Origin of the sequence: Pseudomonas benzopyrenica, assembly GCF_036884265.1 — a bacterium.
GTDB classification, from domain to species: Bacteria; Pseudomonadota; Gammaproteobacteria; order Pseudomonadales; family Pseudomonadaceae; genus Chryseomonas; species Chryseomonas benzopyrenica.
The window spans coordinates 5,030,416-5,052,857 of record NZ_CP145723.1 but is presented as its reverse complement, the minus strand read 5'-3'; the positions used below and the strand labels follow the sequence as shown (position 1 = coordinate 5,052,857).

23 protein-coding genes are annotated in these 22,442 nt (G+C 64.0%); 17 read left to right on the top strand and 6 right to left on the bottom strand.

Features of this window, described 5'->3' with window-relative positions:
* From V6W80_RS23835 to glmS, 14 genes are all read left to right on the top strand, one after another.
* Window positions 1-795 (top strand): ParA family protein, encoded by a 795-nt coding sequence (locus V6W80_RS23835; protein WP_007160127.1) that lies wholly within the window; start codon window positions 1-3, stop codon window positions 793-795.
* 9 nt (window positions 796-804) lie between these two features.
* Window positions 805-1,677, top strand: coding sequence for a ParB/RepB/Spo0J family partition protein (locus V6W80_RS23830; protein ID WP_338545540.1), 873 nt, complete (start codon window positions 805-807; stop codon window positions 1,675-1,677).
* Between the two features lie 146 nt (window positions 1,678-1,823).
* Window positions 1,824-2,228 carry a F0F1 ATP synthase subunit I gene (locus tag V6W80_RS23825; RefSeq protein WP_017641469.1) on the top strand — a complete coding sequence of 135 codons (405 nt, stop codon included), beginning with the start codon at window positions 1,824-1,826 and terminating at the stop codon, window positions 2,226-2,228.
* A gap of 16 nt (window positions 2,229-2,244) precedes the next feature.
* Window positions 2,245-3,108 carry a F0F1 ATP synthase subunit A gene (gene atpB / locus V6W80_RS23820; protein ID WP_007160124.1) on the top strand — a complete coding sequence of 288 codons (864 nt, stop codon included), beginning with the start codon at window positions 2,245-2,247 and terminating at the stop codon, window positions 3,106-3,108.
* A 139-nt stretch (window positions 3,109-3,247) separates the two neighbouring features.
* Window positions 3,248-3,505, top strand: a complete 258-nt coding sequence (gene atpE, locus V6W80_RS23815; protein ID WP_003097235.1) for a F0F1 ATP synthase subunit C — start codon at window positions 3,248-3,250, stop codon at window positions 3,503-3,505.
* Window positions 3,506-3,560: 55 nt separating this feature from the next.
* Window positions 3,561-4,031, top strand: coding sequence for a F0F1 ATP synthase subunit B (locus V6W80_RS23810; protein ID WP_007160122.1), 471 nt, complete (start codon window positions 3,561-3,563; stop codon window positions 4,029-4,031).
* 12 nt (window positions 4,032-4,043) lie between these two features.
* Window positions 4,044-4,580: a F0F1 ATP synthase subunit delta gene (locus V6W80_RS23805; protein WP_017641468.1), complete on the top strand. Its 537-nt coding sequence runs from the start codon at window positions 4,044-4,046 to the stop codon at window positions 4,578-4,580.
* Window positions 4,581-4,598: 18 nt separating this feature from the next.
* Window positions 4,599-6,143: a F0F1 ATP synthase subunit alpha gene (atpA, locus tag V6W80_RS23800; RefSeq protein WP_017641467.1), complete on the top strand. Its 1,545-nt coding sequence runs from the start codon at window positions 4,599-4,601 to the stop codon at window positions 6,141-6,143.
* 48 nt (window positions 6,144-6,191) lie between these two features.
* Window positions 6,192-7,055: a F0F1 ATP synthase subunit gamma gene (gene atpG / locus V6W80_RS23795; RefSeq protein ID WP_007160119.1), complete on the top strand. Its 864-nt coding sequence runs from the start codon at window positions 6,192-6,194 to the stop codon at window positions 7,053-7,055.
* A gap of 30 nt (window positions 7,056-7,085) precedes the next feature.
* Window positions 7,086-8,462: a F0F1 ATP synthase subunit beta gene (atpD, locus tag V6W80_RS23790; protein WP_017641466.1), complete on the top strand. Its 1,377-nt coding sequence runs from the start codon at window positions 7,086-7,088 to the stop codon at window positions 8,460-8,462.
* Between the two features lie 38 nt (window positions 8,463-8,500).
* Complete coding sequence (locus V6W80_RS23785) at window positions 8,501-8,926, top strand: F0F1 ATP synthase subunit epsilon (protein ID WP_007160117.1); 426 nt, start codon at window positions 8,501-8,503, stop codon at window positions 8,924-8,926.
* A gap of 154 nt (window positions 8,927-9,080) precedes the next feature.
* Window positions 9,081-10,448: a bifunctional UDP-N-acetylglucosamine diphosphorylase/glucosamine-1-phosphate N-acetyltransferase GlmU gene (glmU, locus tag V6W80_RS23780; RefSeq protein WP_338545539.1), complete on the top strand. Its 1,368-nt coding sequence runs from the start codon at window positions 9,081-9,083 to the stop codon at window positions 10,446-10,448.
* A 54-nt stretch (window positions 10,449-10,502) separates the two neighbouring features.
* On the top strand, window positions 10,503-11,273 hold the full coding sequence (locus tag V6W80_RS23775; protein WP_338545538.1) for a DeoR/GlpR family DNA-binding transcription regulator: 771 nt from the start codon (window positions 10,503-10,505) through the stop codon (window positions 11,271-11,273).
* A 67-nt stretch (window positions 11,274-11,340) separates the two neighbouring features.
* The gene (gene glmS / locus V6W80_RS23770; protein ID WP_338545537.1) at window positions 11,341-13,176 is read left to right on the top strand and encodes a glutamine--fructose-6-phosphate transaminase (isomerizing); all 1,836 of its coding nucleotides are present in this window, start codon (window positions 11,341-11,343) and stop codon (window positions 13,174-13,176) included.
* Window positions 13,177-13,194: 18 nt separating this feature from the next.
* Here the strand turns inward: glmS and V6W80_RS23765 are convergent, their stop codons facing one another.
* Entirely contained in the window at window positions 13,195-13,530 is a 336-nt protein-coding gene (locus V6W80_RS23765; RefSeq protein ID WP_371913868.1) for an NADH:ubiquinone oxidoreductase, read from the bottom strand.
* Window positions 13,531-13,596: 66 nt separating this feature from the next.
* Between V6W80_RS23765 and V6W80_RS23760 the strand changes: the two genes are divergently transcribed.
* Both V6W80_RS23760 and V6W80_RS23755 read left to right on the top strand, forming a co-directional pair.
* The gene (locus tag V6W80_RS23760; protein WP_184289333.1) at window positions 13,597-14,553 is read left to right on the top strand and encodes a GTP-binding protein; all 957 of its coding nucleotides are present in this window, start codon (window positions 13,597-13,599) and stop codon (window positions 14,551-14,553) included.
* 131 nt (window positions 14,554-14,684) lie between these two features.
* Window positions 14,685-15,635, top strand: coding sequence for an energy transducer TonB (locus V6W80_RS23755; RefSeq protein ID WP_338545536.1), 951 nt, complete (start codon window positions 14,685-14,687; stop codon window positions 15,633-15,635).
* Window positions 15,636-15,639: 4 nt separating this feature from the next.
* Here V6W80_RS23755 and ybaL read toward each other — a convergent pair whose 3' ends face one another.
* The 5 genes from ybaL to V6W80_RS23730 form a co-directional block, all read right to left on the bottom strand.
* Window positions 15,640-17,358 (bottom strand): YbaL family putative K(+) efflux transporter, encoded by a 1,719-nt coding sequence (gene ybaL / locus V6W80_RS23750; RefSeq protein ID WP_338545535.1) that lies wholly within the window; start codon window positions 17,356-17,358, stop codon window positions 15,640-15,642.
* A 74-nt stretch (window positions 17,359-17,432) separates the two neighbouring features.
* Window positions 17,433-17,915: an acyl-CoA thioesterase gene (locus V6W80_RS23745; RefSeq protein ID WP_007160109.1), complete on the bottom strand. Its 483-nt coding sequence runs from the start codon at window positions 17,913-17,915 to the stop codon at window positions 17,433-17,435.
* 61 nt (window positions 17,916-17,976) lie between these two features.
* Window positions 17,977-18,735, bottom strand: coding sequence for an SDR family NAD(P)-dependent oxidoreductase (locus tag V6W80_RS23740; protein ID WP_007160108.1), 759 nt, complete (start codon window positions 18,733-18,735; stop codon window positions 17,977-17,979).
* A 68-nt stretch (window positions 18,736-18,803) separates the two neighbouring features.
* Window positions 18,804-19,205: an SMI1/KNR4 family protein gene (locus tag V6W80_RS23735; RefSeq protein WP_017639163.1), complete on the bottom strand. Its 402-nt coding sequence runs from the start codon at window positions 19,203-19,205 to the stop codon at window positions 18,804-18,806.
* Window positions 19,206-19,384: 179 nt separating this feature from the next.
* A complete protein-coding gene (locus V6W80_RS23730) occupies window positions 19,385-20,242 on the bottom strand; it encodes a Tim44 domain-containing protein (protein ID WP_017639164.1) in 858 nt (285 codons plus the stop codon).
* A gap of 272 nt (window positions 20,243-20,514) precedes the next feature.
* Between V6W80_RS23730 and V6W80_RS23725 the strand changes: the two genes are divergently transcribed.
* The gene (locus V6W80_RS23725) at window positions 20,515-22,275 is read left to right on the top strand and encodes a cation:proton antiporter (RefSeq protein ID WP_026083623.1); all 1,761 of its coding nucleotides are present in this window, start codon (window positions 20,515-20,517) and stop codon (window positions 22,273-22,275) included.
* Window positions 22,276-22,442: the final 167 nt, after the last annotated feature.

Here is a 22,442-nt window from a genome sequence, read left to right as displayed (position 1 = left end):
ATGGCCAAGGTTTACGCGATAGCCAACCAGAAGGGCGGGGTGGGCAAGACCACCACGTGCATCAATCTCGCCGCTTCTCTGGCCGCCACCAACCGGCGCAAGGTGCTGCTGATCGACCTCGATCCCCAGGGTAACGCCACCATGGGCAGTGGGGTGGACAAGCATGCCCTGGAGCATTCGGTGCTGGACGTCCTCACCGGCGCCTGCGGTCTACTCGATGCCATGCACTTCTCCGAGCATGGCGGCTACCAACTGCTGCCCTCGAACCGCGACGTCACCGCCGCGGAAGTCGAGCTGCTGGAGATGAGCGGGCGCGAGAGTCGCCTACGCGACGCCCTGGCCCCCGTGCGGGACAACTACGACTACGTGCTCATCGACTGCCCGCCGTCGCTGTCCATGCTGACCATCAACGGGCTGGTGGCCGCCGACGGCGTGATCATCCCCATGCAGTGCGAATACTTCGCCCTGGAAGGCCTGACCGATCTGATCGGCAGCATCCAGCACATCGCCCAGCGGTTGAATCCGCAGCTCAAGATCGAAGGCCTGCTGCGCACCATGTTCGATCCGCGCATCGGCCTGGCCAACGACGTCGCCGCCCAGCTCAAGCAGCACTTCGGCGACGAGCTCTACGAAACCATCATTCCGCGCAACGTCCGCCTGGCCGAAGCACCCAGCTACGGCATGCCCGCGCTGGTCTACGACAAGAGCTCCAAGGGGGCCGCGGCCTATCTGGAGCTGGCCAGCGAGCTGGTCAAACGTCAGCGCAAGGCGGCTCGCGTCGCCAAGACTGCCTAAGGAATCCCCATGGCTGTGAAGAAACGAGGTCTGGGCCGCGGTCTCGACGCCCTGCTCGGCGGTGCCAGCGTCAAGGTCCTGCAGGAGCAGGCCGCCGCCACCCCGGTCAGCGAACTGCAATCGCTGCCGGTGGACATCATCCAGCGCGGCAAGTACCAGCCGCGCCGGCACATGGATCCGACCGCTCTGGAAGAGCTGGCCAACTCCATTCGCGTCCAAGGGCTGATGCAGCCCATCGTGGTGCGTGCCATCGGCGAAGGCCGTTACGAGATCATCGCCGGTGAACGCCGCTGGCGTGCCAGCCAGCAGGCCGGCCTGGACCGCATCCCCGCCCTGGTGCGCGACGTCCCCGACCAGGTGGCCATCGCCCTGGCGCTGATCGAGAACATCCAGCGGCAGAATCTCAATCCGCTGGAAGAGGCCATGGCCCTGCAGCGGTTGCAGGACGAATTCGAGCTGACCCAGGCCCAGGTGGCCGAAGCCGTCGGCAAGTCGCGCTCGGGCGTGACCAATCTGCTGCGCCTGCTGGCGCTGGCCGAGGACGCCAAGGACCTGCTGGCCAAGGGCGAGCTGGAAATGGGCCATGCCCGGGCGCTGCTCGGTCTGCCCAAGACCCGCCAGGCCGAAGGGGCGCGGCACGTTGTCGCACGGGGTCTCACCGTCCGCCAGACCGAGGCCCTGGTGCGCCAGTGGCTCAGCGGAACGGAGCCGGTTGAGAAGGCACCAGCCGTGGATCCGGACATCAGCCGTCTGGAGCAGCGTCTGGCCGAGCGTTTGGGCGCCAACGTGCAGATCCGCCATGGCGAGAAGGGCAAGGGTCAACTGGTGATCCGCTATACCTCTTTGGACGAACTTCAAGGCGTACTGGCGCACATTCGCTGACACAAATGCCTTCCGGCAATAAAGGCAATCTGTCCGGGGTGGCTTGAACCACCCCTGGCGCGCCCCTATACTTTGCCCGCTTTTTGTCGGCACAAAGCATGCCAGTGAAAACAACTATTAAGCCGACACCAGAGGACTTCGAGCCGATGGACCGCCGCACGCCCAAACGCCTGCCCTTCCATCATCAGCCTGCCTTTCGCCTGCTGCTCGTCCAACTGGCTGTCGCGTCGTGTGCCGCCGTTGTCTTGTATTGCTTCGTCGGTAAGGTCGCCGGTTATTCCGGATTGTTGGGTGGGCTGATTGCCTGGCTGCCCAATCTGTATTTTTCGTTCAAGGCGTTCCGCTATCGCGGCGCCCATGCCGCCCGAGACATCGTCCGTTCTTTCTACTCGGGCGAGGCGGGCAAACTGATTCTCACGGCAGTGCTCTTTGCACTGACGTTTGCCGGGGTAAAACCGCTTTCGGCTCCTGCACTGTTCGGCGTCTATCTGTTGACGCTGATGGTCAATGCCGGCGCGCCCCTGCTACTGAAAAAACCGACTAGACCTTAAGGCATTCGAGGCACACATGGCAGCAGACTCCGCTTCGGGCTACATCCAGCACCACCTGCAGAACCTGACCTATGGTATGCATCCGGTGAACGGCTGGAGCTTCGCCCACACCCCCGCTGAAGCTAAGGAAATGGGCTTCTGGGCCTTCCACGTGGACACCCTGGGCTGGTCGGTCGCCCTCGGCCTGATCTTCCTGGTGCTGTTCCGCAGCATCGCCAAGAAGGCCACCAGCGGTCAGCCCGGCGGCCTGCAGAACTTCGTCGAAGTGCTGGTGGAATTCGTCGACGGCAGCGTCCGTGACACCTTCCATGGCAAGAACGCCCTGATCGCGCCCCTGGCCCTGACCATCTTCGTCTGGATCTTCCTGATGAACCTGATGGACCTGGTGCCGGTGGACTGGCTGCCGTCCGTGGCCGGCATGCTGTTCGGCGAGCACACCTACTTCCGCGTGGTGCCCACCACCGACCCGAACGCAACCTTGGGCATGGCCCTGTCGGTGTTTGGCCTGATCATCTTCTACAGCATCAAGATGAAGGGTCTCGGCGGTTTCTTCGGCGAGCTGACCCTGCACCCCTTCAGCAGCAAGAATCCGCTGCTGCAGATCATCCTGATTCCGATCAACTTCCTGCTCGAATTCGTCACCCTGATCGCCAAGCCGATCTCGCTGGCACTGCGACTGTTCGGCAACATGTATGCGGGCGAGCTGATCTTCATTCTGATCGCCATCATGTTCGCCAACGGTCTGGCACTGGGCGGTCTGGGTATCGTGCTGCAGTGGGCGTGGGCGGTGTTCCACATCCTCATCATCACCCTGCAGGCCTTCATCTTCATGATGCTGACCATCGTCTACCTGTCGATGGCGCACGAAGAAAGTCACTAAGGAATGGCTTCCGGACGCTGCTGACGGCGTCCGGGGGCGGTTCTGCCGTGAGTCCCGGAGGACCTCGTCCGCCGGGTAACTTGGGAAAACTTTTTCGCTTCAACCTTAACCAAGACGACTAAAAAAGTCGGGAGGAAAGATGGAAACTGTAGTTGGTTTGACCGCGATCGCCGTTGCTCTGCTGATTGGCCTGGGCGCTCTGGGTACCGCCATTGGCTTCGGTCTGCTGGGTGGCAAGTTCCTCGAAGGCGCCGCTCGTCAGCCGGAAATGGTTCCGATGCTGCAAGTCAAGATGTTCATCGTCGCCGGTCTGCTCGACGCCGTGACCATGATCGGTGTTGGTATCGCCCTGTTCTTCACCTTCGCTAACCCCTTCGTTGGTCAGATCGCCGGCTGATCACCCTCGCGGGTGTAGGCAGGACTGATGGACAACGAACGAGCGAGGTGTTGGCGTGAACATTAATGCAACCCTGATAGGCCAGTCCGTTGCCTTCTTCATCTTCGTGCTGTTCTGCATGAAGTACGTGTGGCCGCCGATCATCTCGGCGCTGCGTGAGCGTGAGAAGAAGATTGCCGATGGCCTTGACGCTGCCAACCGCGCGGCTCGTGATCTGGAAGTGGCACAGCAGCAAGCCAACCAGAAAGTGAACGAAGCCAAGGGTCAAGCAGCCGAGATCATCGAGCAAGCCAACAAGCGTGCCGCTCAGATCGTCGAGGACGCACAGGCCAAGGCCCGTGCCGAAGGCGACCGGATCAAGGCGCAGGCTCAGGCGGAAATCGAGCAGGAAATCAACACCGCGAAGGACGCTCTGCGTGCTCGCGTCGGCGTGCTGGCCGTGGCCGGCGCCGAGAAGATCCTCGGATCGACCGTTGATGCCAATGCTCATGCCCAGTTGGTCGACCGACTGGCAGCGGAAATCTAAGCGAGGCCACCAATGGCAGAACTGAACACGCTGGCCCGGCCCTATGCCAAGGCGGCTTTCGAGTTCGCACAGTCCCAGCAGCAGCTGACCCAATGGTCGGCCGCGCTCGGGCTGCTCGCCGCGGTATCCCAAGATGGGACCGTGCGCCAGCTGCTTCAGCAGCCGCAGTTGACTGCGGACGCCAAGGCCGGATTGCTCATCGATGTATGTGGCGATCAGCTGGATGCACAGTCCCAGAACTTCGTTCGGACCGTGGCAGAAAACAACCGGATCGACCTGTTCCCGGCCATCGCCGAGATCTACGAGGCGTACAAGGCCGAGCAGGAAAAATCCATCGAGGCGGAAGTCACCAGTGCTTTCGCCCTGAGCGAAGAACAGCAAGACAAACTCGCCAAGGCTCTCAGCGCAAGGCTAGGTCGACACGTGCGACTTAATGCATCCGAGGATGCGAGCCTGATCGGTGGTGTGGTTATCCGCGCCGGCGACTTGGTAATCGATGGCTCCGTTCGCGGCAAGCTCGCGCAACTGGCCGAAGCGTTGAAACCTTGAGTTTGAAGGGGCAGTAGCATGCAGCAACTCAATCCTTCCGAAATTAGTGAAATCATCAAGGGTCGCATCGACAAGCTCGACGTGACCTCGCAAGCCCGCAACGAAGGCACCATCGTCAGCGTGTCTGACGGTATCGTGCGGATCTTCGGTCTGGCCGACGTCATGTACGGCGAAATGATCGAATTCCCGGGCGGCATCTACGGTATGGCGCTGAACCTGGAGCAAGACTCCGTCGGCGCCGTGGTCCTGGGTAGCTACCTGGGTCTGGCCGAAGGCATGAGCGCCAAGTGCACCGGCCGCATCCTGGAAGTCCCGGTTGGTCCGGAACTGCTGGGTCGCGTCGTCGACGCCCTGGGCAACCCCATCGATGGCAAGGGTCCGCTGAATGCCAGCGCTACCGACGCCGTCGAGAAGGTCGCGCCGGGCGTGATCTGGCGTCAGTCGGTCGACCAGCCGGTGCAGACCGGCTACAAGGCCGTCGATGCCATGATCCCGGTTGGTCGTGGTCAGCGTGAGCTGATCATCGGTGACCGTCAGATCGGCAAGACCGCCATGGCGATCGATGCCATCATCAACCAGAAGAACAGCGGCATCCGCTGCGTCTACGTCGCCATTGGTCAGAAGCAGTCGACCATCGCCAACGTGGTACGCAAGCTGGAAGAGAACGGCGCTCTGCACAACACCATCGTGGTGGCAGCCAGTGCGTCCGAATCGGCTGCCCTGCAGTTCCTGGCGCCCTACTCGGGTTGCACCATGGGCGAATACTTCCGCGACCGCGGTGAAGACGCCCTGATCGTCTATGACGATCTGTCCAAGCAGGCCGTGGCCTATCGCCAGATCTCCCTGCTGCTGCGTCGTCCGCCGGGCCGTGAAGCCTATCCCGGCGACGTGTTCTATCTCCACAGCCGTTTGCTCGAGCGCGCGTCCCGCGTCTCCGCCGACTACGTCGAGAAGTTCACCAACGGCGCCGTGACCGGCAAGACCGGCTCGCTGACCGCGCTGCCGATCATCGAGACCCAGGCCGGCGACGTGTCCGCCTTCGTTCCGACCAACGTGATCTCCATCACCGACGGCCAGATCTTCCTGGAAGCCGGCCTGTTCAACTCGGGCATCCGCCCGGCGGTCAACGCCGGTGTCTCGGTATCCCGTGTGGGTGGTGCGGCCCAGACCAAGATCATCAAGAAGCTGTCCGGCGGTATCCGTACCGCGCTGGCCCAGTACCGTGAACTGGCGGCCTTCGCCCAGTTCGCCTCGGACCTGGACGAAGCCACCCGCAAGCAGCTCGAGCATGGTCAGCGCGTCACCGAGCTGATGAAGCAGAAGCAGTACGCGCCCATGTCCATCGCCGAGATGTCCCTGAGCCTGTACGCCGCCGAGCGTGGTTTCCTGAGCGATGTGTCCCTGGACAAGATCGGTAGCTTCGAGCAGGCCCTGATCGCCTACTTCAACCGCGATCACGCCGACCTGATGGCCAAGATCAACGTGAAGGGCGACTTCAACGACGAGATCGACGCCGGCATCAAGGCGGGAATCGAGAAGTTCAAGGCCACGCAAACCTGGTAAGCCGCGACGGGGGCGCCAGCCCCCGTTTGCCAACCCGATAGGTGTCACATGGCAGGCGCAAAAGAGATTCGCGGCAAGATCGCGAGCATCAAAAGCACACAGAAGATCACCAGCGCCATGGAAAAGGTTGCGGTCAGCAAGATGCGTAAGGCTCAGGCCCGCATGGCTGCCAGCAAGCCTTATGCCGAGCGCATCCGCGCTGTGATCGGCCACCTGGCCAACGCCAACCCCGAGTACCGCCATGCCTTCATGGTGGAACGCGAGGTCAAGCGCGTCGGTTACATCGTGGTCAGCTCCGATCGGGGTCTGGCCGGTGGTCTGAACACCAACCTGTTCAAGGCTCTGGTCCGCGACATGAGCGACCAGCGCGGCAAGGGTGTGGAAATCGATCTGGCGGTGATCGGGGCCAAGGGTGCCTCCTTCTTCCGCAGCTTCGGCGGCAACGTGGTCGCGGCCATCAGCCACCTCGGCGAAGCCCCGGCGATCGGCGATCTGATCGGCAGCATCAAGGTGATGCTGGATGCCTACCTGAACGGCCGTATCGACCGTCTGTACGTGGTGTCCAACGTCTTCGTCAACACCATGACCCAGAAGCCGACCATCCAGCAGCTGGTGCCCCTGGTGCCGGCCGAGGGCGGTGAGCTGCAAGGCAAGCATTGGGACTATCTCTACGAGCCCGACGCCAAGACCTTGCTCGACGGTCTGCTGGTGCGCTACGTGGAATCCCAGGTGTACCAGGCCGTGGTCGAGAACGCTGCCAGCGAACAGGCCGCGCGGATGATCGCGATGAAGAACGCCACCGACAACGCCGGCGATCTCATCAAGGAGCTGCAGCTGGTCTACAACAAGGCTCGCCAGGCTGCGATCACCCAAGAAATTTCGGAAATCGTCGGCGGCGCCGCCGCGGTCTGACGGACAGCTTAAACATTCGAGGAACGCGAAATGAGTAGCGGACGTATCGTACAAATCATCGGCGCCGTGATCGACGTGGAATTCCCGCGCGACGCGGTACCGCGCGTCTTTGACGCCCTCAAGGTGCAGGGTGCCGAAACCACTCTGGAAGTCCAGCAGCAGCTGGGCGACGGCGTGGTCCGTACCATCGCCATGGGTAGCACCGAAGGCCTCAAGCGCGGCCTGAACGTCGGCAACACCGGCGAGGCCATCAAGGTCCCGGTCGGCGTCAAGACCCTCGGCCGCATCATGGACGTGCTGGGCAACCCCATCGACGAAGCCGGCCCCATCGGCGAGGAAGAGCGTTGGGAAATCCACCGCAAGGCCCCGTCCTATGCCGAGCAGGCAGGTGGTAACGACCTGCTGGAAACCGGCATCAAGGTCATCGACCTGGTCTGCCCCTTCGCCAAGGGCGGCAAGGTCGGCCTGTTCGGCGGCGCCGGCGTGGGCAAGACCGTCAACATGATGGAACTCATCCGTAACATCGCCATCGAGCACAGCGGTTATTCCGTGTTCGCCGGCGTGGGCGAGCGTACCCGTGAAGGGAACGACTTCTACCACGAGATGAAGGACTCCAACGTTCTGGACAAGGTCGCCCTGGTCTATGGCCAGATGAACGAGCCGCCGGGCAACCGTCTGCGCGTGGCCCTGACCGGTCTGACCATGGCCGAGAAATTCCGTGACGAAGGCCGTGACGTCCTGCTGTTCGTCGACAACATCTACCGCTACACCCTGGCCGGTACCGAAGTGTCCGCGCTGCTGGGTCGTATGCCGTCCGCGGTGGGCTACCAGCCGACCCTGGCCGAAGAGATGGGTGTCCTGCAGGAGCGCATCACCTCCACCAAGCTGGGTTCGATCACCTCCGTACAGGCCGTTTACGTCCCTGCGGATGACTTGACCGACCCGTCCCCGGCGACCACCTTCGCCCACCTGGACGCCACCGTGGTTCTGTCCCGTGACATCGCCTCCCTGGGTATCTACCCGGCGGTCGATCCCCTGGACTCCACCTCGCGCCAGCTGGACCCGAACGTGATCGGCCAGGAGCACTACGACACCGCTCGCGGCGTCCAGTACGTGCTGCAGCGCTACAAGGAGCTGAAGGACATCATCGCGATCCTGGGCATGGACGAACTGTCCGAGTCCGACAAGCAGCTGGTATCCCGCGCGCGTAAGATCCAGCGCTTCCTGTCCCAGCCATTCTTCGTGGCCGAGGTCTTCACCGGTTCGCCCGGCAAGTACGTGTCCCTCAAGGACACCATCGCCGGCTTCTCCGGGATCCTGCGCGGCGACTACGATCACCTGCCCGAGCAGGCGTTCTACATGGTCGGCGGCATCGACGAAGCCATCGAGAAAGCCAAGAAACTGTAACTGCCGCGCCCGGCGACGGGCGCTCTTAGAGGCACGCTATGGCCAAGACAGTCCAATGCGACATCGTCAGCGCGGAAGGGGAAATCTTCTCCGGCGCGGTGGAGATGATCATCGCCCACGGCCACCTGGGTGATCTGGGTATCGCCCCGGGCCATGCGCCGCTGCTCACCGATCTGAAACCGGGCCCCATCCGCCTGGTCAAGGCCGGGGGCGCCGAGGAGGTGTTCTACATCTCCGGCGGTTTTCTGGAAGTGCAGCCGAATGTCGTCGAAGTGCTGGCCGATACCGCCAGCCGCGCCGGTGACATCGACGAAGCTGCCGCTCTGGAAGCCAAGCAGCGCGCCGAGGCAGCCCTGAGCGACAAGGGCACGGAGTTCGACTACACCGCTGCCGCCACTCAGCTCGCCGAAGCCGCCGCCCAGCTGCGCACCATCCAGCAGCTCAAGCGGCAAGCCAAGCGCTAAGCGCAAGGTCAGGCTGTAACGACAAGGGTAGCTTCGGCTACCCTTTTCTTTTGTCGCCCAAAAAGTGGGCGAGAAATTTCGCGTGGTCGGACTCGGAAGGCGCCTGTCGCCTTCGGTTACCGGCCCGATTCTTCCTCCTGTCTCCGAGGTTCCGATGTCCCTGGAAATCGTCATCCTGGCTGCTGGCCAGGGCACCCGCATGAGATCCGCTCTACCCAAGGTGCTGCATCCCGTGGCCGGTCGCAGCATGCTGGGGCATGTCCTCGACCGCGCCCGTGAATTGCAGCCGGCGGGCATCCACGTCGTCATCGGCCATGGCGCCGACCAGGTTCGCAGCCAGCTGGCCGCCGACGACGTGAGCTTCGTGGTCCAGGCCGAGCAGCTCGGTACCGGCCATGCCGTGGCCCAGGCGGCGCCGGCGCTGACGGCGGAGCGGGTGCTGATCCTCTATGGCGATGTCCCCCTGATCCAGACCGAGACCCTGCAACGCCTGCTGCAGCAGGTGGATGACCAGCACCTGGCGCTTTTGACCGTGGAGCTGGACGATCCCACCGGCTATGGCCGCATCCTGCGCGATGACCAGGGGCGGGTAACCGCCATCGTCGAGCACAAGGACGCCAGCGACGCCCAGCGTGCCATTCGCGAAGGCAATACCGGCATCCTCGCGGTACCGGGTCGGCGGCTGGCGGACTGGTTGGGCCGCCTGTCCAACAGCAACGCTCAGGGCGAGTATTACCTGACCGACGTCATCGCCCTGGCAGTGGCGGATGGCCTGACCATCGCCACCAGCCAGCCGGCGGACGCCATGGAAGTCCAGGGCGCCAATGATCGCCGGCAACTGGCGCAGCTGGAGCGGCACTTCCAGCAGCGTGCCGCCGAGCGCCTGATGCTGCAGGGCGTGACCCTGCTGGATCCCCTGCGCTTCGATCAGCGCGGCGAGGTCGAGGCCGGCCGCGACGTCTCCATCGACGTCAACGTCATCCTCGAAGGTCGGGTGGTGCTGGAGGATGGGGTGAGCATCGGTCCGAATTGTGTGATCAAGGACAGCGTCCTCAAGCGCGGCGCCATCATCAAGGCCAACAGCCATCTGGACGGCGCCGTGATCGGGGAGGGCGCCGACGTCGGTCCCTTCGCCCGTCTGCGTCCCGGCAGCGAACTGGGCAGTAAGGCCCATGTGGGCAACTTCGTCGAGCTCAAGAACGCCCATCTGCAGGACGGCGCCAAGGCCGGTCACCTCACCTACCTGGGTGATGCCAGCATCGGTCCAGGCAGCAACATAGGCGCGGGCACCATCACCTGCAACTATGACGGAGCCAACAAGTTTCGAACCGAAATTGGTGGGGATGTCTTCGTTGGTTCCAACAGCTCCCTGGTGGCGCCGGTCACCCTGGGCGCTGGTGCGACCACAGCGGCGGGCTCGGTTATCACGGCGGACGTGCCGGCCGACGCCCTGGCATTGGGGCGGGCTAGGCAGGTCAACAAGACTGGCTGGCAGCGACCGAAGAAGGCCCCCAAGGCTTGACGACACGCCGCTATTAGGTTTTGATTCGATCCATTATCTTTCGAATCGAAATTTATGACTCGTCGCAATACTGCCCAGCGTCGCCACACCATCCTTGCTCAGCTCCAGGAGCGGGGCGAGGTCAGCGTGGACGAGCTGGCCCGGCAGCTGGAGACCTCCGAGGTCACCATCCGCAAGGACCTGGCCGCCCTCGAGCGCAATGGCCTGCTCCTGCGTCGCTATGGCGGCGCAGTGGCCATGCCCCAGGAGTTGCTGGTGGAAGCGCCGCCCCAGGCCTCGCCCTTCAAGCAGGCCATCGCCAGGGCTGCGGCGCAGCGCCTGCGCGAACACGCGCGGATCATCGTCGACTGTGGCAGCACCACGGCGGCGCTGATTCCCCAGCTCGATCGCCGCCCCGGGCTGGTGGTGATGACCAATTCCCTGCAGGTCGCCATGGCCCTGCGCGAGCTGGAACAGGAGCCCATGCTACTGATGACCGGTGGCACCTGGGATCCGCATTCGGAATCCTTCCAGGGCCAGGTCGCCGAGCAGGTGCTCAGATCCTACGATTTCGACCAGCTGTTCATCGGCGCCGACGGCCTCGATCCGGAGCGGGGCACCACCACCTTCAACGAGCACCTGTCGCTGTCGCGGGTGATGGCCGAGGTGGCGCGGGAGGTAGTGGTCATGGCCGAAGCGAGCAAGTTGGGCAGGCGAATTCCCAATCTGGAACTACCTTGGGAAAGAGTGGATGTGCTCATCACCGATGAGCGACTGCCCGCCGAAGCGGCTCGGGCGATCGAAACCCGCGGGGTGCAGGTCATCTGCGCCCCGGTGGACAACTAGACAATCAGGTCATCCACAGCCGGCCCAGTCGGGTCGCTGTGGATAAGACCGGCAACGGGAGGTAAGCATGTGTGGAATCGTCGGCGCCATTGCCGAGCGTAACATCACCGCCATTCTGGTCGAGGGTCTCAAGCGCCTGGAATACCGCGGTTACGACAGTGCCGGCCTGGCGTTGCTGGATGCCCAGGGCGAGTTGCAGCGCCTGCGCCGTATCGGCAAGGTCAGCGAACTGGAAGCGGCCCTGCTGGCGGACCCCCTGGCCGGTCGCCTGGGCATCGCCCACACACGCTGGGCTACCCATGGTGCACCCACCGAAGCCAATGCCCACCCGCATTTCTCCCAGGGTGACGTGGCGGTGGTGCACAACGGCATCATCGAGAACCACGAAACCCTGCGCGCCCAGCTCAAGGCTCAGGGGTATGTCTTCACCTCCCAGACCGATACCGAGGTCATCGTCCACCTGCTGCACCTCAAGCTGCAGGACAGTGGCGACCTGACCACGGCGCTCAAGGCAGCGGTCAAGGAGCTGCACGGTGCCTACGGCCTGGCGGCGGTCTGGCGCCAGCAGCCGGATCGCCTGGTGGCGACCCGCAGCGGCAGTCCCCTGGTGATCGGCCTCGGCCTGGGCGAGAACTACCTGGCCTCCGACCAACTGGCGCTACGTCAGGTCACCGATCGCTTCGTCTACCTGGAAGAGGGCGACGTGGCCGAGATCCGCCTGGATCAGGTCAATCTCTGGAATGTGGATGGCGAGCCGGTACAGCGCGAGACGGTGCAGTACCATGAAGGCAGCGAGGCCGCCGACAAGGGCGCCTATCGCCACTTCATGCTCAAGGAGATCCACGAGCAGCCCAGCGTGGTCCAGCGCACCCTGGAAGGGCGCCTCGGCGAAGGTCAGGTGCTGCCCGAAGCCTTTGGTCCGGTGGCCTCCGAGTTGTTCGCCAAGGTCCGTCAGGTCCAGATCGTCGCCTGCGGCACCAGCTTCCATGCCGGTTCGGTCGCGCGCTACTGGATCGAGGAATACGTGGGCATTCCCTGCCAGGTGGAGGTGGCCAGCGAATTCCGCTATCGCCGCGTCGCCGTCAGCCCGGACACCCTGTTCGTCACCATCTCCCAGTCCGGCGAGACCGCCGATACCCTGGCGGCCCTTCGCATGGCCAAGCAATCCGGCTATCTGAGCAGCCTGGCGATCTGCAACGTGGCGACCAGCTCGCTGGTGCGCGAATCCCAGTTGAGCTTTTTGACCCAGGCCGGTCCCGAGATCGGCGTGGCTTCGACCAAGGCCTTCACCACCCAGCTGGTTTCGCTGCTCCTGCTGACCCTGAGCCTGGGCCGCTGCCAGCAACGCCTGGATGCCGGCATCGAAGCCGAACTGGTGGCCGAGTTGCGCCGTCTGCCGGCGCGCCTGGACGAAGCCCTGGCCATGGACAAGACCGTGGAAAAGCTGGCGGAATCCTTTGCCGAAAAGCACCACACCCTGTTCCTCGGACGTGGCGAGCAGTACCCGGTGGCCATGGAGGGCGCGCTCAAGCTCAAGGAGATTTCCTACATCCACGCCGAGGCCTATCCGGCCGGTGAGCTCAAGCATGGTCCCCTGGCCCTGGTCGACGCCGATATGCCGGTGGTGACGGTGGCGCCCAACAACGAGTTGCTGGAAAAGCTCAAGTCCAACCTGCAGGAGGTACGGGCGCGGGGCGGTCAGTTGATCGTCTTCGCCGACGAGCGCGCGGCCTTCGAGGAAGGCGAAGGCACCCGCATCGTGCCCATGCCGCATATCCACGATGCCCTGTCGCCGATCCTCTACACCATACCGCTGCAGCTGCTGTCCTATCACGTAGCCGTATTCAAGGGCACCGACGTGGACCAGCCGCGTAACTTGGCCAAGTCGGTGACCGTGGAATAAACGGTTCCACGTGGAACCTCAGGGCACGCGCCAGTTGCCCTGATTCTGCTGCCGGCAGGCGACGGCCAGGAAGCGGCCGTCGCCAGGTTCGCCGTAGTAGTGGATATCCTGTCGGTAGGGCACGCCTGGGCTGCGTGCGCCCTGACAGATGCCGATCTCACCGACCGGGCAGCGGTCGACGAAGCGGACCTCGGTCTGCTGGTCCTTGAGTTGCGGCTGGCAGAAGCCGTCGCGGAACAGCTGGGCGGGGATGTCGATATTGCTCTGGCAGACCTGCACGTCCACACTGCCCTGGCGACTGCGGATCACGCAGGCATCGGCGAGCGCCAACGACGGCAACAGCAGCAGAGTCATCAGCAATCGCCACATTCCAGCCCATCTCCCTGATGAAATCGCCACTCTAGCATCCGACCTCTCGCCATGCGCCTCGCCGATATCAAGACCCATGTGATCGCCGGTCCCCTAGGCGCCGGCAAGACCACCCTGATCCGCCAGCTGTTCGCCCAGCGTCCCGCCAATGAGCGTTGGGCGATCCTGGTCAACGAATTCGGCCAGGTCGGTCTCGACGCTGCGCTCATGACTCGCGATGACGCGGGCCTGAGTATCGCCGAGGTCCCGGGTGGTTGCCTGTGCTGCGTCCAAGGCGTGCCCCTGCAGGTAGCCCTCACCCGGTTGCTCCGGCGCGCGCGACCGCAGCGGCTGTTCATCGAGCCTTCCGGCCTGGGCCATCCCGTCAGCCTCTATCGGCAACTCCAGGCGCCGCCCTGGACCGGGGTACTGACTCTGCAACCCCTGATCTGGGTGGTGGATGCCGGACAACTACTGGCAGAACAGGCCTTGCCTGAGGCGCAACAACAGGCACTGGAGCAGGCTGGTCTGATCGTGCTCAACAAGAGCGCCGGCCTGGATCGGACGGGCTTGCCTGCGCGACTGGGCGACCGGCCACTGTATTGGACCGAAGGCGGGCGGATCACCCTGGCCGAACTGCCTCTGGTTGGCGGTGAGGCGTCGGCTGACCATGAGCTACCCCAGCTCGGAGTGGCTTCCAGTCCCCAGGCACTGTTGCTGCCCGGGCGCCCGCTGCGCTTCAGCCATACCCAGGAAGGACACCATGCCGTCGGTTGGCGCTGGCATCCCAGCCACCGCTTCGATGGCCCGGCGTTGCTGGGCCTGCTGGGTGGTCTCCCCGGGCTGCTCAGGCTGAAGGCGGTCCTGCAGTTGGCGGATGGTTGGCAGGCCTACAATGGTGTAGCTGGGCAGGGCGATTGGGAGTCGACCCTGTGGCGCCGCGACAATCGGCTGGAGTTGATCCTGGATGAGATGCCGGACCTAGAGGCGCTCGAAAAAGGCCTGCGCGGCACCATTCGCGACATTTGAGGTTGCCAAATCTTTTCAGTTAATGATAATGATTATTAAATTTACTTCCTCTGCGTATAGCTCCCATGGCTCCAACGTCCCTTGCCAAGCCTGAACCTCTCGTAGTTGCTGCGCGTTCCGATGGTGATGAGGTGGAATCCGTTCAGGGTCCCGTCAGGGCCGCCCTGGCAGGTGACGTGGAGCCCGTGGCGGGGGTCAATGCCAAGCGTAGCGAACCCTCGGCCACCATCCTGTCGTTCCGCATGCCCGAGCGTAACGAAGAGATCGTGACGCCGGTGCTGACCCCGGTTGGTGCGGCCGAGCCGGGCGAGCAGCCACCGCGCGGCCGCGGCTGGGGCGCTGCCTCGGCGCTGTCGTTGATCATGCACGCCAGCATGGCGGGGGCCTTGTTCATGGTGGTTCAGGCGCCGCCGGAGTTGAAGATCGCCAAGGGCGATGAGCCCATGCAGGTCAGCTTCATCCAATTGCCCAAGCCGGTTCCCGAGCCGCCTGCGCCAACCCCGGCACCGCCCGCGCCACCGCAACCCGAACCGCCGCCACCGGAGCCGCCCAAGCCCGTGGAACCGCCGAAACCGGTGGAGCCACCCAAGCCGGTAGTGGAAAAGCCCAAACCCAAGCCGAAGCCCAAGCCGGTCGAGCACAGCCAGCAGAAGCCGCTGCCGAAAAAGGTCGAACCGGCCCCGGAGCCCGTGGCCCAGGCGACGCCGTCACCAGCACCGGCGGCAACAGCTGCGCCCAGTCAGCCGGCACCGGCCGCCGCGCCTTCCGGTCCGCCAAAGACCGCCGGCCTGCCCACTGGCAGTATCGACGACGCCGACATCCGGCCGATCAAGATGACACCGCCGGAGTATCCGGAAATGCTGCGTCGCCGCGGCGTGGGCGGCGAAGTAAGGGTGATGTTCACCGTGACCGCCGACGGTCGACTGGCTGACATCCAGGTACTGGAAGCCTCCAACAAGCAACTGGAGCGCGCCGTGCTCGACGTGCTGGGCGAATGGCGCTTCGCCCCCCGGGTTTCCGGCGGTCAGATCGTGCCGCGCAAGGCCACCAAGACCTTCAACTTCAAGATCCAGCGCCGCTAGGTCGCTAGGCGGCGGAGCCCTTGGGCGCCGCCTCATGTTCCCCGGGCCGCTCCAGGCCCAGATAGCGGAACATGCCATGGGCGATCTCGCGTTCGCCCATGATCACCTCATCCACGCCATGATTCTCCAGATGCCGGATCTCGTCATCGTGATGGGCACGGGCGAGGATATGCAGGTCCGGCGCCAGCTCGCGAGCGCGGCGGGCGATCTCGGCGGCCTCGAAGCCGTTGGGAATCGCCAGCAGCAGGGCGCGTGCCTCCTTGAGCTTGGCCCGCGACAGCACCTTGTCCTGGGTCGCGTTGCCCAGGATCGCGGTGAAGCCCTGCTGGCGTAGCGCCGTGACGTGTTCCGGCTCGTCCGCGATCACGATCAGCGGCGGTCCCTGGCGATCCAGGCGATCGCAGATGTAGCGACCCACCCGTCCATAGCCCACCAGCACCAGGTGGCCGCTCTGCTCGATCGGCTCGGGTTCGTCGTCCAGTTCCGGTGCGTGCTTGCCCTTGGTATTGATCAGCCGACGACCTTCGCGGCGCTCCATCCACGGCTGCAGGCGATCGATACCGTGGAACAGCAGGGGATTGAGGATGATGGAGATGATGGCGGCGGCCAGGATGAGGTCGTGGGCGCCCTGGTCGAGCAGTTTCAGCGATAGGCCGAGGCTGGCCAGGATAAAGGAGAATTCGCCGATCTGCGCCAGGCTGGCGGCGATGGTCAGGGCCACGCTCAGGGGGCGGCGATAGGCCAGGACGATCAGGGTCGCGGCGATGGACTTGCCGAGGACGATCACCGCCACCGTCGCCAGCACCGCCAGGGGCTGCTCCAGCAGGATCTCCGGATCGAACAGGCAACCTACGGAAAAGAAGAACAGCACGGCGAAGGCTTCGCGCAGGGGCAGCGAATTTTCCGCAGCGTCATGGCTGAGTTCCGATTCGTTGAGCACCACGCCCGCAAAGAAGGCGCCCAGGGCGAAGGACACCCCGAACAGCGAGGCCGAGCCATAGGCGATGCCCATGGCAATGGCCAGGGTCGCCAGGGTGAAGAGTTCGCGCGAACCGGTACGCACCACCCGGGCCAGCAGCCAGGGAATGACCCGTCGGCCCACCAGCAGCATCAGGGCGATGAAGGCACTCACCTTGAGCGCGGTGAGGCCCAGTTCCAGCCCCAGGCTCTGGCCCGGCTCTTCGCCGCTATCGCCACCCAGGGGCCCGGCCAGCGCCGGCAGGATCACCAGGGCCAACACCATCAGCAGGTCTTCCACGATCAGCCAGCCGACGGCGATCCGTCCGCGCCGGCTTTCCACCATCTGGCGTTCTTCCAGGGCCCGCAGCAGCACCACGGTACTGGCCACCGACAGCGACAGGCCAAAGACCAGGCCACTGCCCAGGCCCCAGCCCAGGAAGTGGCTGACCCCCATGCCCATGAGAGTGGCGGCGGCGATCTGCACGATGGCACCGGGAATGGCGATGCGTTTGACCGCCAGCAGATCCTTGATGGAAAAGTGCAGGCCCACACCGAACATCAGCAGGATGACGCCGATTTCGGTCAGTTCCTTGGACAGCTCGGGATCGGCGACGAAGCCGGGGGTGAAGGGGCCGGCGGCCACGCCGGCAAGCAGATAGCCGGCGATGGGCGGCAGGCGCAGGCGGGTGGCCAGGGTGCCGAAGGCGAAGGCCAGGACCAGGCCGATGGCCAGGGTGGATATCAGAGGGGTGTCATGGGACATGCTGGCTCCAAGGATTTGGATTGCCAGATCCTGGAGCCGCTGCCGTCGAACGACGGCGACCTAGCCGGCAAAACTCAAAAGGTTTCCTTGAGTGCCTGATAGCGCTCTTGAAGTTCCCGACGGATCTGTCGGCGCTGCTGGGCCTGCACACAGCGTCGCTTCTCGTCCGCGGTCACCGGTTCCAGCTGCGGGACCGGGCAGGACTTGCCGTTCTCGTCCACCGCCACCATGGTGAAGAAACAGCTGTTGGTGTGGCGCACCGAACGCTGCTGGATGTTCTCGGTGATGACCTTGACGCCGATTTCCATTGAGGTGGTCCCGGTGTAGTTCACCGAGGCGAGAAAGGTCACCAATTCGCCGACATGCACCGGCTCGCGAAAGATCACCTGATCCACCGAGAGGGTCACCACATAGCGTCCGGCATAGCGGCTGGCACAGGCGTAGGCCACTTCGTCGAGGTGCTTGAGCAGGGCGCCGCCGTGGACATTGCCGGAAAAGTTGGCCAGGTCCGGGGTCATCAGGATGGTCATGCTCAACTGGTGGTTGCCGGCTTCCATGGGCGAATCCTCGAGGGGGAAAATCCTGTAGACGGCGCAACGGCGCCGTCTGTCACAGCCATCAACGGCCGGCGGAGAGCCCGAAGTCGATGGGCAGGTCGGCACCGGAAATGGCCGCCGCCTGGGGCTGACAGAGGAAATAGACGAACTCGGCCACTTCCTCCGGCTGGATGAAGCGAGCGGTATCGCCCTGGGGGTAGCGATTGAGCAGATTGCGACGATAACCGGCCGGGTCGCCGCTGCCATAGTGGGCGGCTTGAAAGTCCAGCATGGGCGTATCGATGTCGCCCGGCGAGACGGCATTGACCCGCACGCCATCGCGTGCCAGTTCCACCGCCAGATTCTGGCTGAAGAAACGCACTGCCGCCTTGGCGGCGCCATAGGCCGCGGCGCCGGCGATGGGCTGGCGCCCGGCCCCGCTGGCGACGTTGATGATCACGCCGCGATTTTCCTTGAGGAAGGGAATGGCCGCCGAGCACATAAAGAAGGTGGCCTTGAGATTGACCGCCATCACCAGGTCGTAATCGTCCTCGGTAAAGGTCTCCACCTCGCCTTCGCGCCAGATGCCGGCCGCGTTGATCAGGGCATCCAGGCGCCCGGTGCGGGCCATGACCTTGCTGACCAGGGAACGGCAGCCTTCGGCGCTGGAGATATCGGCGGTCACGCTGGAATCCAGGCCGACGATGCCGTTGAGCCCATGCAGGCCTTCGGCATCGCGGTCGGCGGCGGCGACGCGCCAGCGGCTCTGGGCGAAGCGTTGCGCCAGGGCGCGGCCGAGGCCGCCCGCGGCGCCGGTGATCAGGACGACGGGAGTGCTCATGACGCTTCCTCCGGAGTGATGGCCTTATCCAGACCCGTGTCAGGCAAGGTCGTTCAGTACCGGCTCGGTCAGCTTTCCAACCAGACGTCGCGAGCCCAGATCCAGACCGAATCCCAGGACTCGTCGGTCAGGTCACCGTCTTCCCACAACAGTACCTCGCCTTCCTGGCTGACGCAGTAGTAGCCATCGTCGCTGGCGCAGAGAGGGATGTACTCCCGCGGCAGGCCTTCGTCCCAGGCGGTGGCAGCCACTTCCGGCAGATAGGTATGGGACTGGGGATCGGTGACGGTCACCGGTTCGATACGGCCATAGACCACGTCGCTGACGGTCAGCAGGAATTCGCGGAATTCCGGTGGCAGGCTGATGAGCAGTTCTTCCTCGATCTCGACCAGCAGGTCTTCGTCGGGCAGCTCCAGGGGTACGGGAACGGGTTCGTTTTCTTCACGCAGGCGTTCGATGACGTCTTCCATAGCAGGCCTCTCTCGGAATGCGCGCCGGATAAAGGAAAAGAGGCGCGCAAGGTTAGCAGTTCAGTCCGGGATAACGGCAGCTTCCGTACGGACTTGATAGCGGTTTCGAGAGATGTTCGGCAGGCGACGCCCATGAAAAAGCCCGGCGTAGAGCCGGGCTTTCGGGTAAAGCGCCGTTATCAGGCGTTCTGGCGGATACCGGCCAGCAGCCAAGGCTGGTTCTCGCCGGCCATGCGCTCCATGCGCCAGCTTTCGCTGAACGGCTGGCCCTGATCGAAACGCGATTCCTTGGACACACCGTTGAAGGTGATGGTGGCGATGGTCTTGCCCTGCAGATCCTCGACACCGTCCAGGGTGGCGTTCAGGTTCTCGATGTAGGTGGACTGGAAGCCTTCGCCCAGCGCGGCGCGCTCGTCACGCAGCCATTGCAGCATCTGCGGGGTGACGAATTCGGAGATCTTGTCCATCTCGTTGGCGTCCCAGTGCTGCTGCAGGCTCATGAAGTGATCACGACCGGCGGCCACGAAGCGCTCGGCATTGAACCAGCTCGGCGCGTTGATCACCGGCGCGGCGCCAGCAGTGGCACCCCCGAACAGACCGCCATTGGTGGGCTGGTTGGGCATCTCACGCTGCATGGGCGCATGACCGGCCACGGCAGGCTGCGGACCGGCCTGCTGCTTGCGACGGGCGATCAGGCGGAAGATCACGAAGGCGATGAGCGCGAGGATCAGGAAGTCGAAGAACTGGAAGCCTTCGAAGCCGTCACCCATGAACATGGAGGCCAGCAGGCCACCGGCGGCGATACCGGCCAGCGGGCCGAGCCAGCGCGAGGCGCCACTGGGACGGGCGGCAGCGGCGGCGCCAGCACCAGCAGCGGGCGCGGCCATGCCCGGCTGCTGCGGCGGCGCGGCCTGGCGGGTCTGGTGAATGGGCGCGGCGCCAGCGGACTTGCCGCCGCCCATGCGCTTGGCGTTGGCGTCCAGGCTGAGCGTGAGGCCCAGGCACAGGATCATGAAGAAGCTCATCAGGCGTTGCATGTGGTGTTCTCTCTGTGAAGAGTCTGGTGTTGGATACATCTTGCGCTGCCCGGTCAAGTACAGCCAGCGTGAATTGTTTCGGTATTTTGCCCTTTGCGCTCGCCGCCTTGGCGACCAACGTCGCCCCCGCAGACAGCGGAAAATCTCTAGCCACATCAATCTATTACAGATTTTTGCAAAATCCGTCACAAGAGTTTGCAGATGCTAGTCTTGGACTCCAGTCAGCGCAGGTGTCGGGAGATAACCCGGCCCGTCATAGGAGGGCCCGGCCGATGCATGCTCTAGCTTTTATCCAGGACATGGCCGTCATCATGCTGGTGGCCGGCGTGGTGACCATCCTCTTCCACCGCCTCAAGCAACCCGTGGTCCTGGGCTACATCCTCGCCGGCTTCATCATCGGACCCCATACACCGCCATTCGGTCTGATCCACGACGAAGAAAGCATCAAGACCCTCGCCGAGGTGGGGGTGATCTTCCTGATGTTCAGCCTCGGCCTGGAATTCTCGTTGCGCAAGCTGTTCCGCGTAGGCGCCACGGCCTTCATCGCCGCCTTCCTCGAGATCAGCCTGATGCTCTGGCTGGGTTACCAAGTGGGGCAGATGTTCGGCTGGTCGCACATGGATTCGCTGTTCCTCGGCGCCATCCTGGCCATCTCCTCGACCACCATCATCGTCAAGGCGCTCAACGAACTGAAGATGAAGCACGAGCGCTTCGCCCAGCAGATCTTCGGCGTGCTGATCGTCGAGGACATCCTCGGCATCGGCATCATCGCCCTGCTGTCGGGCCTGGCGGTGAGCGGCTCGGTGGAGCCGGGCGCAGTGGCCTCGACCCTCGGCAAACTGAGTCTGTTCATGATCGTGGCGCTGGTGGTCGGCATCCTGCTGGTACCGCGCCTGCTGGCCTACGTGGCCACCTTCGAAAGCAACGAGATGCTGCTGATCACGGTGCTGGGGCTGTGCTTCGGTTTCTGCCTGCTGGTGGCCAAGCTGGAATACAGCGTGGTGCTGGGCGCCTTCCTGATCGGCGCCATCATGGCCGAGTCGCGCCAGCTGCTGCAGATCGAGAAGCTGGTGGAGCCGCTGCGCGACATGTTCAGCGCCATCTTCTTCGTCGCCATCGGCCTGCTGCTCGATCCCAAGGTGCTGGTGGAATACGCCTGGCCGATCACCGTGATCAGTGTCGTCGTGGTGCTGGGCAAGATCCTTGCCTGCAGCCTGGGGACCCTGATCGCCGGCAACGACGGTCGGACCTCGCTGCGGGTCGGCATGGGCCTGGCGCAGATCGGCGAGTTCTCCTTCATCATCGCCACCCTGGGAATCACCCTGGGTGTCACCAGCCACTTCCTCTATCCGGTGGCGGTGGCCGTCTCGGCGGTCACCACGCTGCTCACCCCCTATCTGATCAAGGCCGCCGATCCACTGGCGCTGTGGATCGGGCGTTGGCTGCCGCAGCCCATGCAACGGGTGCTGGGTATCTATGGCGAATGGCTGCGCAGCATCCAGCCTCAGGGCGAGAAGGCGGTCCTGGCCGGCATGATGAGGCGCATCCTGCTGCAGGTCGGCATCAACCTGTCGCTGGTCATCGCCATCTTCCTGGGCGGCGCCTATTTCGCCGGCGGGCTGGCGGGCTGGCTCAGCACCTGGATCGCCGATCCCGATCTGCAGAAGGCCTGCATCTGGGGTGGGGCGCTGCTGCTCTCACTGCCTTGCCTGATCGCCGCTTATCGCAAGCTCAAGGCGCTGGCCATGCTGATGGCCGAACTCAGCGTGCGACAGAACCAGGCCGGGCGCTATACCCAGCCGGTACGGCGACTGGTCAGTGAATTCATCCCGCTACTGTCGCTGGCCGGCATCCTGGTGCTGCTCGCGGCCTTGAGTAGCAGCATCCTGCCGCGCGGCGAGCTGCTGCTGCTGATCGGCCTGGTCGCGGTGGTGGTGATCGCGGTGCTGTGGCGCTGGTTCATTCGCGTCCACTCGCGGCTGCAGATCGCCTTCATCGAAACCCTGGAGCAGGACAAGGGCGGACATCATTAGGCCGCTTTTGCGCAATCCAGCCATTGCCGGCTGGGGATCGACGCGGCAGAATCGCTCTAAGTCGCTCGTTTGAATAAGCGGGTCGATGGCAAAGGAATGCGCAATGCAGGAAATGGGCTTGGCCGCTTTCTGCCTTCCGGCAATCTCCCACCGGCGGTCAGGCCCTT

Coding starts and splice junctions, on each gene's coding strand:
- V6W80_RS23735 (WP_017639163.1), bottom strand. CDS start 19,205: ATGGAAGACGTCATCGAACGCCTGCGTGAAGAAAACGAACCCGTTCCC.
- V6W80_RS23805 (WP_017641468.1), top strand. CDS start 4,044: ATGGCAGAACTGAACACGCTGGCCCGGCCCTATGCCAAGGCGGCTTTC.
- V6W80_RS23730 (WP_017639164.1), bottom strand. CDS start 20,242: ATGCAACGCCTGATGAGCTTCTTCATGATCCTGTGCCTGGGCCTCACG.
- V6W80_RS23740 (WP_007160108.1), bottom strand. CDS start 18,735: ATGAGCACTCCCGTCGTCCTGATCACCGGCGCCGCGGGCGGCCTCGGC.
- V6W80_RS23785 (WP_007160117.1), top strand. CDS start 8,501: ATGGCCAAGACAGTCCAATGCGACATCGTCAGCGCGGAAGGGGAAATC.
- V6W80_RS23760 (WP_184289333.1), top strand. CDS start 13,597: ATGCGCCTCGCCGATATCAAGACCCATGTGATCGCCGGTCCCCTAGGC.
- atpG (WP_007160119.1), top strand. CDS start 6,192: ATGGCAGGCGCAAAAGAGATTCGCGGCAAGATCGCGAGCATCAAAAGC.
- V6W80_RS23765 (WP_371913868.1), bottom strand. CDS start 13,530: ATGACTCTGCTGCTGTTGCCGTCGTTGGCGCTCGCCGATGCCTGCGTG.
- V6W80_RS23830 (WP_338545540.1), top strand. CDS start 805: ATGGCTGTGAAGAAACGAGGTCTGGGCCGCGGTCTCGACGCCCTGCTC.
- V6W80_RS23835 (WP_007160127.1), top strand. CDS start 1: ATGGCCAAGGTTTACGCGATAGCCAACCAGAAGGGCGGGGTGGGCAAG.
- V6W80_RS23825 (WP_017641469.1), top strand. CDS start 1,824: ATGGACCGCCGCACGCCCAAACGCCTGCCCTTCCATCATCAGCCTGCC.
- V6W80_RS23725 (WP_026083623.1), top strand. CDS start 20,515: ATGCATGCTCTAGCTTTTATCCAGGACATGGCCGTCATCATGCTGGTG.
- glmS (WP_338545537.1), top strand. CDS start 11,341: ATGTGTGGAATCGTCGGCGCCATTGCCGAGCGTAACATCACCGCCATT.
- atpE (WP_003097235.1), top strand. CDS start 3,248: ATGGAAACTGTAGTTGGTTTGACCGCGATCGCCGTTGCTCTGCTGATT.
- atpB (WP_007160124.1), top strand. CDS start 2,245: ATGGCAGCAGACTCCGCTTCGGGCTACATCCAGCACCACCTGCAGAAC.
- glmU (WP_338545539.1), top strand. CDS start 9,081: ATGTCCCTGGAAATCGTCATCCTGGCTGCTGGCCAGGGCACCCGCATG.
- V6W80_RS23775 (WP_338545538.1), top strand. CDS start 10,503: ATGACTCGTCGCAATACTGCCCAGCGTCGCCACACCATCCTTGCTCAG.
- V6W80_RS23745 (WP_007160109.1), bottom strand. CDS start 17,915: ATGGAAGCCGGCAACCACCAGTTGAGCATGACCATCCTGATGACCCCG.
- atpA (WP_017641467.1), top strand. CDS start 4,599: ATGCAGCAACTCAATCCTTCCGAAATTAGTGAAATCATCAAGGGTCGC.
- atpD (WP_017641466.1), top strand. CDS start 7,086: ATGAGTAGCGGACGTATCGTACAAATCATCGGCGCCGTGATCGACGTG.
- ybaL (WP_338545535.1), bottom strand. CDS start 17,358: ATGTCCCATGACACCCCTCTGATATCCACCCTGGCCATCGGCCTGGTC.